This is a genomic window from Parabacteroides sp. (assembly GCF_977054455.1).
Window position 1 is genome coordinate 1 of sequence record NZ_CDRTCT010000024.1, and the last position, 16,088, is coordinate 16,088.

Genomic DNA, 16,088 nt, shown 5'->3' on the forward strand with positions numbered 1-16,088 from the left:
AAATACAGGATAAGTTTTATCCGCATCTGAGTACTTTGGCGATTTTCCCCTTGATAAAAAGGCACATAACTCTTTTAGTCTACATAAGCACCAATTTTGAGGTAACTTCTTATCATGTCCGTTATCAGTTGTTATTTCCGCCTCCGGGTTAATGCGTTTGAGCAGTTCAGACACCGGTTCATCATTCGGGTCTTGTGGTACGAGTTTACCGTGAATGGCAAGGTCAAGGATTTTGCTCTTGGTTTGCTTGATGATAGTTTGCAGGTCAGCTTTGCTTTGTTCGATTTGGTCAATTAAGGTAAACCAATACTTAACTTCTTTGATGATACGATGTTGTTCGGAAAATGGAGGAAGTGGAAACATAATATTTCCCAAGACTCCTTGATTTAAATTATCCATAGTTGCACCGATACACTCCGTTTTTAGAATATTCTGAAGATAATTCGAAGAATACACTATCTTAAAATATTCTGCATTAACCCTAATCAGATGCAGAAAAAAAGAACCGGTACCACATAGAGCGTTTGATGCTTTATCATCAACAATGGCGCACTTTGTCAAATCTCCTCTTCGAGCAAGAATGATATCGTTTTTTGCCAAACTATATCTGAATAGTTCTTTTGATTTTTCGATGGAAACAAACATTAAATTGTTTTCTGTGATTTTACCATCTACAATACATGCAGGATTTACTAGAGGAATACCATTTTTATCTACATAATCAGCCTTATGCACCATAGAACCGAAAGGTCCTGTAGAGAACTTAGAACATAATATTTCAATAGTCGTCCACACCCATGAGCTCGGTATTTCAAACGGCACGTTCTCATAATGGGACGTATCGGAAGTCTTTGCAGACTTCTTACTCCGCTTGATTTTGCCTTCTTTTATCAGTCGTTCTTTTTCAGCCTTGATTCGTTCAAGCAGAACTGATGCAGGTTCATCGTTTGGGTCTTGCGGTACAAGTTTTCCATGTATCGCAAGGTCGAGTATCTTTTGACGTAAAGCTTTTGTATCCATCGCTGTATTTCTATTTGTAATTATGCAGTTAAAAACTGCACAACTACTATTCATTTTCTTTCAGTTTCTCTAATTCCTCATTTTCTTCAAACTCTTCAATCCATTCCTTCACCTTGGCTTGCAATAAAGCCTTGTTGGGGAGATAGAGCTGATAAGCAGAAGCATAGATATTAGCATCCTTAGGCAGTGTAAGTTCCACAAGTGCATCGTTCTTCTCCTTACACAGTAGAATGCCAATTGTCGACTTTTCAAAGTCCTGTTTGACATAGCGGTCATAATAATTGACATACATCTGCATCTGTCCAAGGTCTTGGTGAGTAAGTTTGTCTATCTTCAAATCTATAAGCACATAGCATTGCAGTAAACGATTGTAAAACACCAAGTCTACAAAGAAATGCTGCTCATCAAATGTGAACCGTTTCTGCCTTGCTTCAAAGAGGAATCCTTTACCAAGTTCTAACAAGAATTGCTGCATCTTGTTGATAATGGCATTCTCTAATTTAGACTCCGAGTAGGCTGCATCGGGTTTTAGACCAAGAAACTCTAATGTGATGGGATTCTTGATGATGTCCAATGGTTTCCCAATAGTTTGCCCTTCCTTAGCCAACCGCATTACTTCATCTTTGTTACGGCTCAATGCCAATCTCTCATAAAGACAGCTTCCTACTTGACGGCTGAGTTGTCTTTTAGACCATTGCTGTTGGGTACATTCTATTTCATAGAAACTGCGAGCGTCCGGATTTTCCACCCTCATCAGTATAAGATAATGAGACCATGAGAGAGCGAATGTCGGCTCAAAGATACGTTCTTCTGCCTCCGGATAATTGGCTAACCATTGGTTAGCCTTTTGGCTCGACTTTGGACAACCACTGGTTAGCCCTTTAGAAAAAACAATATAAAACTGCCGTATATTCTTAAGCGTTGAATATGACCATCCATCACCCAACCTATCAGTCAGACGTTTGGAGAGTTCTTTCAGCACCGCCTTTCCGTATTCGGCTCTTGTCTCTCCCTTTTGCTCATATTCTACTATATATTGTCCGATATGGAACTTAGTATAGACCTCAGCAATATTGACGGCTGTTGCCACACGTTCCCTTGCCTGCGTGACAAGGTCAACAACCTTTAGGAACAGGTCGTTTATATCTTTATCATTTGTGATAATGTCTTTTCCCATAATTCAATTTTCTTCAATATTCGCAAGTAGCTTTTCAAGTTCAACCACAGCAGCACTTATCGTTTGGCTTTTGTCCTTTATATCAACCATCAGTTCTGCCAATGAACGGTCGTCCACCTCACCACCTTGTTTTATCCAAGTAATGTCAAGACTTGTTTTGTCTCGGGCAATAATTTCATCTACAGGGTATTTACGCCAACGACCTTGCGGATTATTTTCTGCATCGTAGGTCTCTACCCGATTATTGTAGCAGGAAACAAAATCATCTAAATGATGGCGTTCCAGTTTATTGGTGGCAAGCGTGTGCTTTACGTCAGTACGGTAATCGTAAAACCATATTTCTTTGGTAGATTGTCCTTTGGTAAAGAACAGTACGTTGGCTTTTACACCTTGGGCATAGAAGATACCTGTGGGCAAACGTAATATCGTATGCAAATTGAAATCTTGCAATAAGCGTTTACGGATGGTTTCACCTGCTCCAGCTTCAAAGAGCACATTGTCGGGTAACACCACAGCGGCACGACCACCCGTTTTAAGCATCAGCATCATGTGCTGGAGAAAGTTCAGCTGATTATTTTTTGTCTCCACATAAAAATCCTGACGGTTGATGTCCACAGAACCTGCCGGACGTGTCCCGAAAGGAGGATTTGCAAGTATCACATCCACAAGCGTTGATGGCTCTTTCTCCAACGAATCTTCACAAACAATCGGACTTCGATCTGTACCTACGCCATGCAAATAGAGATTCATAGAGGCAAGTGTTACCACCAATGGAGTATTATCCACGCCATGCAAAGCACTGTTACGCAAGAAGTCACGCTTTTCTTTACTTGCCGACTGGCCTTTCATGTAGTCGTAAGCTGTAAGTAAGAATCCACCCGTTCCACAAGCCGGGTCACAAACGGTTTCACCCATTTGCGGATTAATACAATCTACCATTGCTTGAATTAATGGACGAGGTGTAAAATATTGTCCAGCACCGCTTTTCTTGTCTTGTCCATTCTTTTCAAGAATACTTTCATAAATAGCACCTTTCACATCGCCGTCCATGATGAGCCATTGTTCTTCATCTATCATAGTAATGACCTTCCGTAGATGAACGGGAGCTTCTATTTTGTTTGATGCTTTAGTAAATATCGTGCCTATCAAGTTGGGCTGTTCCCTCAATACTCCAAGCGTTTCTTCATACTGTTTGATTAGTTCATGTCCATCAACAGCATTTAAATCTTTCCATTGATATCCCTTAGGGATGGCAGATTCACCAAATAACTCTTCGTTTTCTGCATCCATTTTCAAAAATAGAAGATAAGTTAACTGAGTGATGTAATCAGTGAAACCTACACCTGCTGCCGCAAGGACACCTGCCATGTTCCATACTTTTTTAGTGAGCGATTGCTCTGTTGTATTATTTGTTGCCATATATTTATGCTGCTTTTCTTAGAACTACAAATGTGTAAAGTGAATGAAGTGCTTCGTCTGCTTTTTGCATATTACCAAACGCCCGGATCATTTGGGCTGCATGGGTTGCATCATCTTCACGAATATCTCTGACAGTACAAGCTCCGTTAGAAGCAATGTAATCCACTATGCGACCGATAACTTCACGCTGTTTGTCGGTTATTCCACGCTGGGTTTGTCCTAACCACAAGTTAAAATACTGTTTGGATGTAGTGACCACACTGTCCAATCTCTCGATTTGGCGGAAAGCAAAGCGTACCAGTTGTATGATGTTTGTTAAAGCATTGCTTTCCTCTTTAGTTGTAGAACGTTTTACTTTGCTTGGAGAAAGAATGGCATACGAGTTCCAGATTTGTTTGGGGGTAAAATGGTTGTTTGCCATTTTAAGTTTATGTTCTAAATCTTTCAACATTGAATAAGTTATCGGTTCACCAGCGTTACTGTAAATAATGCGCAGTGCCTCTATCTCATCGTAGTATTCTTTACAAAAATCCTCGAATGCTTCTGTTGTATTTTTAGCGTCCTCAATGGAGAATCCTTTTGAGATAAGCGTATCTTCTCCGGGCATCAACGTATTGACAAATCCGGCTGCAAGAATAAGCAAATATCTTCGTGCACCAGCATGATTAGCAAGAGGAGATACCAATCCTTTGCGCTCCAGATTAGGTTCTTTTGTGCTGACAAACGGTGGAAGAATACCTTTTTCAAGCACATCGTATATTCTGGCGGAAAGTTCCTTCATGTCATCATGGCACAAACGAGCAAACTCTTTCCGTTGCGAATTATCCGCCTTGTTGTGTATTCGAGCAAGTGTAGCTGCAAGCCGTTTGAGATATTCATCAGGAATATAACCATGACTGATACGTTCTAACAACTCCTTTAGAGTAATCGTCTCTGTTGTAGGACCGTCATCTATAGGTTTCACCGTTTGCGCATGTTCCGTCACACCTACCGCATCAACCAAATAGAAACAATCTTTACTGAATGCATTCGGAGTGACATTACGCAATTGCTCATCGCCAATAGTACGCACTCCACGCCCTTTCATTTGGATATAAAGGGGCAAAGACTCTACATCACGCATAAACATAACTACTTCCAGCGGCTTAACGTCTGTACCTGTTGCAACCAACGTACAAGTTACAGCTATGCGGAAATCTTTGTCATTTCGGAATTGTCGTATCAATTCGTTACTATCGCCTGCCGAATAGGTGATTTTCTGAACGAATCGGTGATCCGTTCTTCCAAACACCTCTTTGGCTATTTGTACAATATTTGTGGCGTGAGCCTCATTGAGAGCAAAAATCAATGTCTTAGGTAAATAATCCATATTCGGCTCACGCTGCGGATCATTGAACAATTCAGTGTAAACCACATCCCGATAAGTTGAAAGGATTAGCTTTATCTGTGCAGGATTGATAACACTCCGATTAAGCTCCTTGTTTGTGTAAGTTTTGGTTTCCTTGCTGCTCACAGTCTTAACCTCACCTGTATATTTCGTTTCTTCTTTGAATTTCTCGCCTTCCAATATAGCTCCGCCTGTTTCTGTAACCTGCGTTTTTATTCTATACACCCTGCAATCCACATTTACACCATCAACAATACTCTTTTCCAAAGTATAGTTGACAATGATATTGTAGTTGAAGAATTTCTTTGTCTCTTCAATCGGGGTTGCCGTCAAACCAACCAATCTTGCCGTGTCGAAGTATTCCAACACTTTACGCCAGTTTCCATAAATAGAACGGTGGCACTCGTCTATGATAATCATATCAAAGTAGTCACGTGGCAAATAAGGATTAGGTGGCAATGTTATTTCTTCTGCAGGTTCGTTCTCGTCATCATCCTCACTATCCTCAATATCTTCTCCTTTCAAAAATGAGAACAGACGTTGTATTGTCGAAATAACCACGTTACTATCAGAAGGAATATGAGAAGAGCGAAGTCGATTGACCGTAAAAATAGTATTGAAAGCATCTCCGTTTTCGGTCAGGCGAAAAGTACCGAACTCCCCCTCAGCTTGCTTGCCCAGATTATTTCGGTCAACAAGGAATAACACTCTGCGCATTGAAGTATAAGAAAGCATTCGGTAGGCAGTAAGACAAGCTGTATATGTCTTACCGGCTCCGGTGGCAAGAACCATCAATGCCCGATTTTGCCCATTACGGAAACTCTTTTCAAGTTCTGTTACCGCCTCATATTGACAATCACGCAATCCTTTCTTTTTCAGTGCCGGTAGTCCTGCAAATGTATCTTCAATTCCCAACTTCTTAACCAACTCATGTGGCGTCGGGATAGACATTATCTGCTTGAAATATGAATCTTGTTCACGGAAATCACAAAAATATAAATCCTTGCCATTTGAAGTAAAAATGAAAGGCAATGGTTTCTGATATGTCTGATAGATATTAGGAACACTCCTTGCATATAAAGCAGCCTGTTCACATACTTTATTGGAAAAGGCGTCTATATCTTCCCTTTTAGCTTCAAGTACACCTACAGCCTTTCCGTTAATGAAAAGAAAATAATCTGCTTCAAGATTACCCTTTAACAGCCCTTCTCTTATAGCAACAGCCGTACAAGCAGGTTCGTAGTCTTCTCTATCAACCACCTTCCAGCCTGCATCGGTAAGCCACTGATCTATTTTTCGCCTCGCTTTTTCTTCTGGTGTCATATATTTCTATATTATCGGAAGTTGCACTCTAAAAAATGGATATTCACAAACGCTATTGACGTTCGATCTTGTCGGTTATCAACTCTTTCAAGTCCACTTGAAAAATCTCTGCAATCTGCTATAGTGCCTCCAGATTAGGCTGAATTCTGTTACAAGCATAAGCATTAACCATGTTGAAACTCTTATCAAGTTGTTTGGTCAACCACGTTTGAGAGATACCTTTGTCTGACAAGACTATCTTTATGCCATTTATCGTTGAGTGAGCAACCTCAATCCATTGCAAAAATAACTAAAAGTAACGATAATCGTTTATTTCACAACGTTTTTTATTCCTGAAAATCATAATAGTCCAACTACGGATGGCGATTGTTCCCTGCAATATGTTGCGAGTAACCCGCAGCCTTTTGAGTAACAGATAAACACAAAAAGCGTAGGAATTAGACTTCTCTATTGGCAGGCTTACAATGGCCTCAAACTAACAAAATCATTCCTACGCCCTTTTACTATACAAATATATCTTATATTATTTAAGACATAACCGTAAATCCACTCCGCACAAAATACAATTTAAAATATTGGTTTTAATCCTTCCCATTTAACATTCCACTTTCCATTTTTAGGGAATCCGGGATTCTTAATATTACACCCATCCCATCCGGCACACATTAAAGCAACAGCAGATAACAAGCCGCCATTACCTGGCAGATATAAGGGAAGATCTGGTGTCTGATAATTATGCCCATTAGGCAAATATGTATTTTTGGGAACATCCATAAGCAACGCATCGATAGCCAATTCTGGTTCATTTAAGCGTACTGCTGTCATCGCCATCAAAGGATAATCCCATCCCCACGTATCTTTCCAATTCCAATTCTTCATTACATAAATTAATGTTTTACGCATTGCTTCTTTATCCAAAAACGGACTCTCAGGCAAAAAACCATAGGCTGCCAATTGTGTTGGATGCCCTCCATCTTTCTCTAATACGGACTCTGCTTCTACATAAACATTATCTACAATAGGCCAAGGAGCCATTTGTTCAGCCATCCGATCCCAATCAGAGTTCCGTTTCCGTCCCATCCGCTCCCTCCAATCATTCGCTTTCCTCAATCCCCAACTCCAATATGCCAACTCAAAAGTCGGATTAATATTATTCCGAAACGTTCCACTGTTTCCTTCACGAGCAGAAATAATAGGAGGGCCTAACACATAACATTTCTTCACACTATCCCAATTGGCATAATCAAACATGAAATCGGCAGTTGCTTCAATCAACTTACTATATTTATTCACAAAATCCAAACTCTGATTCTCCCGATAAAGCAATTCACAATAAAAAATCAGATGAGGTTGTTGCCAAACTAACAAAGGACCAACTTTTGACGGAGACTCTATTCCATCCGGTCCTATCATTTTAGGCCAACGAACCCCATTATAACCTTGCTGAACCGTATATAACTTCGCCACATTATATATATCCTCATACCAATCCAACGTTTTTTCCAAATAAGTCGCTCTATTCCACAATGCAAAATGGACAGAGTGCCACCAATGCATCTCCAAATGAAATTTTCCATGCCAACTATTACATGTCAATCCTGTCTCCTGAGGCGGATATTTTTGACGAGATTGAATGGCTGTCAAATATTGAGATAAGACAATTCTCCGTTCCAATTCTTTCCACCGAAGATCTTTACTTTCAGACAAATCAACAACTCCACCACTCATCCAAAAATTAAGCCAAGCTGTTCTATTAACATTCAATGTGGCATAAAAATCATCCAGAAAATCAGATTCCGGATCTTCTTGCAAAAAATCAATCAATAAGGTAAATTCATCTTCATTCAAACTTTTCAACAAAAAATCATGATTATCTACTTCTTGCAATGTAACCTTCGCTGATGTCTGTATACGGCAATAATACACAAAATCATTCACTTGATGTTTAATTACCCAAGATTGCTCACTGCTTCTTACAATCTCAGATAGATGAAGTTCATCATTTTCTAAAGAGGCTGGATCTTTACTAAATGCCGCACTCGGGAAAGGAAATCGAATCCGTACTCCCAATTTATTTTTTTCAAATAAATTGGACTTTAACTTATAAGCCAAGCGATCCATATATGGATGACAAAGCGTTGTCACCTCAACAATTTCGCCAGATATCTTGAATCGGCTATCCAGTAAACCTTCCCACAAATTCAATGTTTGAACAGTTTCTTCCAAGTCATCAAGAGACAATTTACCTCCGACTTTTTCCAGCCCAATCAAAGCTAACCCCGTTTGATGGGGGTTAGCACGAAGGAACTCATATCCAGAAGTATTTTTCATCGGATAAGGAACACGCTTATCCGATGTCTGTAAAAAATCAAATGTATCAAATAACTTATAATTATTCACATTAGGGAAACTATGCCATCCCCATTCTGACATAATCGACAGCGGAATACCTTGTTGATAAAACTCCGGAAAAGTCTGCATTCCTGTAACATCGACGGTACTACAAAAATGACCATTCCCCACAGACAACGGAGATAAAGCCTCTGCCTTTGTCAATACTATATTATGTCGTAAAACAAGAGCCTTTCTATCTATTTTATTATTCCCAAACAGATTGAAAATACAAGAAATAATAAAAGTAAATATTACTACTGCTTTTTCCATATATCAATCTTTTTAATTAGTATAACCTGGATTTTGTTCTAATACCGCATAAACGTTCGACTCTATCTCTGAAAATGGAATCGGCCATAAATTATGGTAATCTTTTATTGTTTTACCAGACAATGGATTATATTTCCTATTGCGATCTGCTAATTTCCCCATCCTACATAATGTACACATACGCAATTCTTCAAATGATAATTCTCTTAATCGCTCATCCAATAAATAATCAATATCGATTTCAGAAGATTTTGCTAATTCTGCATGCGCACGAGCACGTACTACATTTATATCTGAGGTAGCCTTCTCTATATCAGATTTTGCAAGATAAGCTTCAGCTCTCAACAAATAAGTTTCAGCCAAACGGAACACATAGGTTTCTCGATAAGAAGAAGTTGTATTATTTATAACCATATGCTCACCAAATTTGGTAAGTTTAGGATTCCCATTACTATCCTTTTCCCACAGTTCTTCCGGCACATCTCCTGTCACTTTCATGAAGAAAGGATACCACATTCGGATCGTATCCGTTTGAGAAACAAAACCATCCGCAACAAACCACTTTCCAAATGCAGGAGATTTTTCATTATCAATCCTCATGTCTCGAACAATATTATACGAAGAATTCCTCAAATCTGTACCATCCGTCCACACACCATGAGCCATATGATAAGTAGGCTGAGCCCAACCAATTCCTCGACCTCCTTTTTCTGCTGTTAAATGAAAAGCAGGTGTTGTCACCTTCTTACCTGTTTCATCCTCCACTGTGATATTTATAGCATTGTAGTATGGTAAAATCATTCGAGGTCTTTCGTCACCAGCTGTAGATGCAAAATTTAAATAATCCCATTGAAGAGCCCATAAAGTTTCCTTATTTTCGGAAGTACTTCTATTTTGATTACCGGTCTTGTGCAAATCAGAGTAAACATCTCCAGGTTCATTAATTTTAGTTCCAAAACGTTTCGTCATCAATGCCATAGCCGGATGATTAATTACTAAAGAAAGAACAGATACAGCATCATCATACTCTTCCAAAGAAATAAGAATTTCTCCCAATAAATGTTGAGCTACTTGTTTGGAAATTTTACCATCCTTCACATTATCAATATCTGCTAACAAAGAGATAGATTCTATTAAATCTTTTTTTGCTTGTTGATATATTTCCGTTCGTGTAGCTCTAACAAAATCTCTTCGAGGGCTCGTTATCTCTTCTAAGATAAGAGGGACTCCTCCAAACAAATTTGCCAGAATTCGATATCCAAAAGCTCTAAAAAATAAAGCTTCCCCTCTTATTGCCGTTGTTTCACTGTTCGATAATCCTGAACTTTCTAAACGAGACAAAATCAAATTTGATTGATTAACTATTGCATAAGTATACCTCCAAAAATTTAAAACTCCCGGTTCTGTTGGAATCATTGTTGCTTCATAATTATTCAATCTGGAGTTTGCATAATAATCGGCTGCTCCAAAACACAAATCTGTTCCATACCAAAACATATATCTTTCATGAGCTGTTTGCTCATGAAATAAAAAACGAGTTTTATTATACAGAGTATTAACTGCACCTTGAAAATCTTGCAATGTCACCAATGAATTTTCAGGTGTATAAATAGAAAGAGGTTTCTCTTTAAGAAAATCACTTTCATTACATGATGAAGCAATCACCATAAACAGTATAAAACCAAATAAATATTTCATATCAAAACCATTTAAAAATCAAAATTAACACCAATTGAGTAAGTTCTTAACAGAGGATATCCACCTTGAATACCCGTCCCGGTCTCCGGATCCATTCCATCCCATTTAGTAATGGTAAACAGATTCTTTCCACTAAGATAAATCTTAAAGTTATTTATCCCCACCTTATTCAATGCTTTCTTTGGTATTCTATAAGAGAAAGTCAAATCTTGTAATCTGACAAAACTTCTCTGTGTATAAGGATGAAAAGCATAGCCTACCGAAGGTGAAAAATATCCTAATTGCCTATATTTTGCATTTGGATTTTCAGGAGTCCAATAATCAAATTTAAATATATTATTCTGATATGCAGCATCAGGTTCAGGAATAGCGGAACCTGAATTTGCCCAATAATAGTTTTTACCTCCTTGAATAGAATTAAGTAAGAATTTCAATTCAAAATCTTTATATCTAAACGTATTCTGAATACTGAAACGAAAAGAAGGATCTGAATAGCCTAATATTTTACGGTCATTAGCAGCCGTAATATTACCATCTTTATCTACATCTTCTATTTTATATGTTCCATACATAAATCCGTTAGGTATAATACCAGCATTATAATCTTCAATTTGCCACATTCCAATAGCATTGAAGTCATAACAAACACCATAAGGCTTATCTATAAAGATTTTGCTTGAAATCAGATCATCTTCTTTTCCATCTCCATCTGCATCGATTCCTAAAATGCTTTTTACTTTGTTTCTATTTAATGAAAAATTAAACGTAACATCCCAACTAAAATCTTTATTACTAATCGGAACTCCTGTCACTTTCAATTCTGTACCCCAATTGGATAATTCTCCTATATTAGTTGCAATCGAATTAATATTATTATTCATATAAGGAATATTTACGTTATATAGCAAATCTTCCGTCTTCGACTTATAGAATTCCAAAAATCCGAATATTCTATTACCCCAAAATGAGAAATCGCTTCCTATGTTAAAAGTCTTCGTTGTTTCCCATTTTAAATCATCATTTGCCATTGTATTTATAAAAGAGCCTTTCTCCGCAGGAGCTCCGTCTCCATACAAATAAGAATCAACAAATTTCATTGTCGCCATAGTTTGGTAACGTGAAAGAGTCCGATTTCCATTCACTCCATAAGAAAAGCGCAATTTCAAATCATCAATCCAACCTTCTTTATCTTTGAGAAACTCTTCTTCACTAAGACGCCAAGCTACTGCAGCAGAGGGAAAAATCGCAAATTTATTAGATGAACTAAATCCAGAAAAACCATCCCTTCTGACTGTCCCGGTAAAAGTATAACGATCCTTATAAGTATATCCTAAACGGAACATCGTATATAAACTCGTTTCTTGCCATGCTGAAGAAGCTATTTTTTGTAATGCAGCATCTGCCGCTCCCAAGTTATTGAAGCCTAAAACATCATTACTAAAATTGCTCCCAGAAGCAGACGTTGATTCATACACACGTTTTTCAGCACCATATACAAATGTTGCGTTTACATCATGCTCATCAAAACTACGTTTATACGTAACAATATTATCGATTGTCCAACTATATTGGCTATCATTTGCCTTTGATCCGCTTCCTGTTAAATCGCTACCCCAGGGATTAAATTGAAAATCCTTATTGTTTATCAAATTTTGCGAAAAATTCAATCGATAATTCAATCCTTTTACAAACGGGATATCAACGTCTGCATAAAAATTTCCCCATAGATTATATCTCTTATCAACGTTATCTTGCTGAAGGTCTAATAAAGGATTTAGCTGAGTCTTATATACATAAACTATATTTTCTCCATCTTCATCCGTAACCGGGCTCAAAGGAGGCAACTGTCTTATTTTGTCGTAAGACAAATTCGTCCCAGAGTAATCACTAAATGTAAAGAATGTTTGAGCTCCGATCTTCAACCAACTCGTCACTTTCGTATCTAAATTCACACGAATATTATATCGCTGATATTCATCTCCTTTCATCAAATTTTCCTGATCTGTATATCCGATTGAAAAGAAATAGCTACTCAATTCGTTCTTTCCTCTTATACTCAAGTTCTGAGTATTGATATACGGAAGATTGTTTGTACCCAAGTCCCACCAATCCGTATTTCTTCCATTAAGAAAGCCTTCGGTTTCAAAGTTATCTTGAAAATATTTAGTCACATCCCAATCCGGATTCGGAGTAAGCAAATCTTTTCCCATTCTACTCTCTGATATTTTAACATCTGCAATTTGTTGCAAATAACCTTCTCGGTCATTCAAATTTATTTTATTTGCAGACTGTTGAATAGAAAATGAGCCGCTATACTCAATGACAGGTTTACTCATTGCTTTTACTGTTTTTGAAGTAATAAGCATTACTCCATTACTGGCTTGAGAACCATAAATAGCGGCAGAACTTGCATCTTTTAGAATATCTATAGATTCGATATCATTCATATTCAAATCCACCAAATTTCCTCTATAAATAATTCCATCTAAGACAATCAAAGGAGAGTTTGCCCCTGAAATAGAGGTACGACCACGAATTGTCATTTCAGGATCTGTACCAGCTTGTGTCACTGCTCCGACATTCATCCCAGGAACTGTCCCTTGCAAAGCAGATGCAAAACTTACATTCGGAGATTCTTTCAATACATCCAAATCTGCACGAACAACAGAACCTGAAATATCTTTTTTTAACGCTGTACCATATCCGACAACAACAACTTCATCCAAAGCCTCGACATCATCTTTAAGTACAACATTATATAAAAGACGATTATCAATTTTAATTTCTTGTGATTTATAACCTATATAAGAAAAGACCAATGTTGCGTTAGACGCAACATTGAGGGAGAAACTCCCTCCTAAATCAGATATAACTCCATTAGTCGTTCCCTTTTCAACAACGTTTACTCCTATAATAGGTTCACCATTTTGATCTACGACTTTTCCTGATATATTCTTATCTTGTTGTTGGACTACCAATATATTCCCATCCTTTCGAGTAAGAATAATATTCACTCCCTCTATAGTAAAAGTTAGCCCTGTATTTTTTAATATTTCATTTAGAACATCCTGAACTAACTTATCTGATGCTGATACTGATACTTTTTGTTTCAGATTAACATCCCGATTAGAAATAAACAAATAATCTGTCTGATTTTCAATCTCATTAAGAATATCTTCCAATTGTACTTGATTTTTATTCAAACTGACTTTCGCATTTTGAGAATTTGCCTGGCTGGCAAAAGCGAAACATGAACATAATAGCAAAGAACAAGTAGTTAATTTCATAACTCTGCGTATTTGATTCCTTCCTGAATCTTTTTTAGGAAAAGACCCAGGTAAAAAATAATTTTTCATACCTTTGTGATTGATTTTAAATTAATAAGTATATTATAAATGTACTGGAGAGCCGGTGGTTGTTGGCGCAACTGCCGGTTCTTTTTTACGTGTTTCTCATGTGTCCTTCCTCATAGGCAAATCGATTTTATCAGTTAATATAGATGATGTTTCTCTCTTCATCCCGCTTGTACTTGAATGGGAAGTCGTTTTGCAGGACACGCAAGGCATGGTCCACGCCATCGGATATCCGGAGCTTCCCGCGATAACCCAAATCTTGTACAGCTTTGTTGTTGACTACGATCCGCACATCGTAGAACTTTTCAAACAGTCCCATGATCGCGTTAAAAGACTTGTCTTCGATATAGATCAGGCCGTCTTTCCAGCGATAGCTGTTAGGCTCCGTCGTGGGGACGACTCGCAACGATTCACCCATCAACTCCGCTGTCTGTCCCGGAGAGAGGTAGATCGCTTTCGGGTCATTCGTATTATAGAGTTTGACTTTACCTTCATAGAGCATTGTCCGAAAACCCGACTTGTCTTTATAGGCCTCGACATTGAAAGTTGTCCCCAGCACCTCCACGTCATATTTGCTCGTTTTGACGATAAAAGGCTTTTTATCTTTCGCCACTTCAAAATAGCCTTCGCCGTCCAATTGTATTTCACGGTTCTTGTCAGAAAAGGCCATCGGGTAGCGGAGGGACGTGTTGGCATTCAGCCAGACATTCGTGCCGTCCGGAAGCCGGACGTTCGTGCGGTTGCCCGCTGGGACATATACGCACTGGAAAGTCTCCGCCAATCGGGCGATCCGGTAATGATCATACAGATAAAAACTTCCCAACAAAATCAAAATCGAAGCGGCCACTTTCAAAGACCAACCCAATGCTGGATGAAGGCGATAACGCTTGCCGGAAGCTATTTTAGCGGAAGGCTCAACCGCAGCTTCATCTACCAAAATGGAAACATCGAAGCGAATCCGTTCGCGGATAAAACGCCGGCGGTTGTCTTCGCTGTCTTCAATCCACTGCCGTATCACCTCCTTTTCTTCTTCCGAAGCCTGCTTCAGAAAGTATCGGATAAGTATATGTTGATCTATTTGCATCGTTGCTCTTTTTCCTGTTTCTATAAATAGAGCAACTCATCCGGGAAAAATCCCAACCGTAACCGGACTTTTTTTTACGTAACGCAAGCATTTTTTGCCGGCAGCCCTATACTACGAACTATTCGTTTGTTTTTCCCACCAATTCCCGACACCGTGAGAATAAATTCTCACCAGCATGAGAATTTATTCTCATCGTATTGGGAAAAGTTTCTCACAGGCATGGGAAAAAGTTCCCATAGCCATGAGAAAAACAAAACATATGCTTAATTCAGGAATAACAATACGAGGGGAATGTAATCTTTCAGTTTCATGAGAAGATGGTCGTTGGCTTTATTGATATGGTAGTCCACCTTTTGTTGGGAAACGCCTAAGATCGCTGCTATTTCTTTCCTTGATTTATAGTCCAGGCGGTTCAACACGAATATCCGGCGAGTCTGCTCCGGCAATTCGGACAAAGACTCCATGACGATTTTCATTATATCTTTGGAAAAGATCGTGCCGTAGCTTTCGTCTTCCAATGTCTGGATGCGGGTGGTGATTTCCCAATCATGCAGTTCCGTACGGTTCTTGCTGTATTCGATTTCTACCTGGACATGCTTCAGGTAATTCAGGCATTTGTTCTTGACGGACTGTAGTATATATCCTAAGACATCCGTATCGGCAGGCAACTTCTGCTTATTCTCCCAATAGTACAACAAAGCATCATGCGTCAGATCCTCGGCCGCCTGCAAATCATTTACATAATAGAAGGCATATCTTACAAAACGCTGGTAGTACGTATTGTAAAAGATGCCGAAATTCATTTCCGAATTAATTTCAAAAGGATTTATTATGTCTCTCCGATTCTCCAAGTGCATGTGTTGTTAGCATTGCAAAAATAGCTTCTACGAATGAGATTACCCAAATTCCAACGGATTAATTTCGCCTGTTAACAACAAATGCACTTTTTCCGGGACAAACCGG

General features: G+C 38.5%; 9 protein-coding genes and 1 pseudogene. All 10 read right to left on the reverse strand.

Annotated elements, in window-relative coordinates; all coding sequences use genetic code 11:
• The coding region (locus ACW6QF_RS12840) for a restriction endonuclease subunit S (protein ID WP_456088125.1) at positions 1-1,020 on the reverse strand (1,020 nt) is incomplete at its 3' end.
• Between the two features lie 46 nt (positions 1,021-1,066).
• Positions 1,067-2,197, reverse strand: coding sequence for a PDDEXK nuclease domain-containing protein (locus ACW6QF_RS12845; RefSeq protein ID WP_456088126.1), 1,131 nt, complete (start codon positions 2,195-2,197; stop codon positions 1,067-1,069).
• A 3-nt stretch (positions 2,198-2,200) separates the two neighbouring features.
• On the reverse strand, positions 2,201-3,616 hold the full coding sequence (locus ACW6QF_RS12850; RefSeq protein WP_456088127.1) for an N-6 DNA methylase: 1,416 nt from the start codon (positions 3,614-3,616) through the stop codon (positions 2,201-2,203).
• Positions 3,617-3,620: 4 nt separating this feature from the next.
• Complete coding sequence (locus ACW6QF_RS12855; protein ID WP_456088128.1) at positions 3,621-6,326, reverse strand: type I restriction endonuclease subunit R; 2,706 nt, start codon at positions 6,324-6,326, stop codon at positions 3,621-3,623.
• A gap of 52 nt (positions 6,327-6,378) precedes the next feature.
• Positions 6,379-6,579: pseudogene (locus ACW6QF_RS12860) on the reverse strand (helix-turn-helix domain-containing protein).
• 314 nt (positions 6,580-6,893) lie between these two features.
• Entirely contained in the window at positions 6,894-8,990 is a 2,097-nt protein-coding gene (locus tag ACW6QF_RS12865) for a hypothetical protein (RefSeq protein WP_456088129.1), read from the reverse strand.
• A 12-nt stretch (positions 8,991-9,002) separates the two neighbouring features.
• A complete protein-coding gene (locus ACW6QF_RS12870; protein WP_456088130.1) occupies positions 9,003-10,688 on the reverse strand; it encodes a RagB/SusD family nutrient uptake outer membrane protein in 1,686 nt (561 codons plus the stop codon).
• An 11-nt stretch (positions 10,689-10,699) separates the two neighbouring features.
• On the reverse strand, positions 10,700-14,044 hold the full coding sequence (locus tag ACW6QF_RS12875) for a TonB-dependent receptor (protein ID WP_456088131.1): 3,345 nt from the start codon (positions 14,042-14,044) through the stop codon (positions 10,700-10,702).
• A gap of 130 nt (positions 14,045-14,174) precedes the next feature.
• Positions 14,175-15,125, reverse strand: coding sequence for a FecR family protein (locus tag ACW6QF_RS12880; protein ID WP_298547524.1), 951 nt, complete (start codon positions 15,123-15,125; stop codon positions 14,175-14,177).
• A 263-nt stretch (positions 15,126-15,388) separates the two neighbouring features.
• Positions 15,389-15,928 (reverse strand): RNA polymerase sigma-70 factor, encoded by a 540-nt coding sequence (locus ACW6QF_RS12885; RefSeq protein ID WP_456088132.1) that lies wholly within the window; start codon positions 15,926-15,928, stop codon positions 15,389-15,391.
• Positions 15,929-16,088: the final 160 nt, after the last annotated feature.

Excerpts from the sequence above, each read along its gene's own strand:
- ACW6QF_RS12845 (WP_456088126.1), bottom strand. The coding sequence starts at position 2,197 with ATGGGAAAAGACATTATCACAAATGATAAAGATATAAACGACCTGTTC.
- ACW6QF_RS12850 (WP_456088127.1), bottom strand. The coding sequence starts at position 3,616 with ATGGCAACAAATAATACAACAGAGCAATCGCTCACTAAAAAAGTATGG.
- ACW6QF_RS12855 (WP_456088128.1), bottom strand. The coding sequence starts at position 6,326 with ATGACACCAGAAGAAAAAGCGAGGCGAAAAATAGATCAGTGGCTTACC.
- ACW6QF_RS12865 (WP_456088129.1), bottom strand. The coding sequence starts at position 8,990 with ATGGAAAAAGCAGTAGTAATATTTACTTTTATTATTTCTTGTATTTTC.
- ACW6QF_RS12870 (WP_456088130.1), bottom strand. The coding sequence starts at position 10,688 with ATGAAATATTTATTTGGTTTTATACTGTTTATGGTGATTGCTTCATCA.
- ACW6QF_RS12875 (WP_456088131.1), bottom strand. The coding sequence starts at position 14,044 with ATGAAAAATTATTTTTTACCTGGGTCTTTTCCTAAAAAAGATTCAGGA.
- ACW6QF_RS12880 (WP_298547524.1), bottom strand. The coding sequence starts at position 15,125 with ATGCAAATAGATCAACATATACTTATCCGATACTTTCTGAAGCAGGCT.
- ACW6QF_RS12885 (WP_456088132.1), bottom strand. The coding sequence starts at position 15,928 with ATGAATTTCGGCATCTTTTACAATACGTACTACCAGCGTTTTGTAAGA.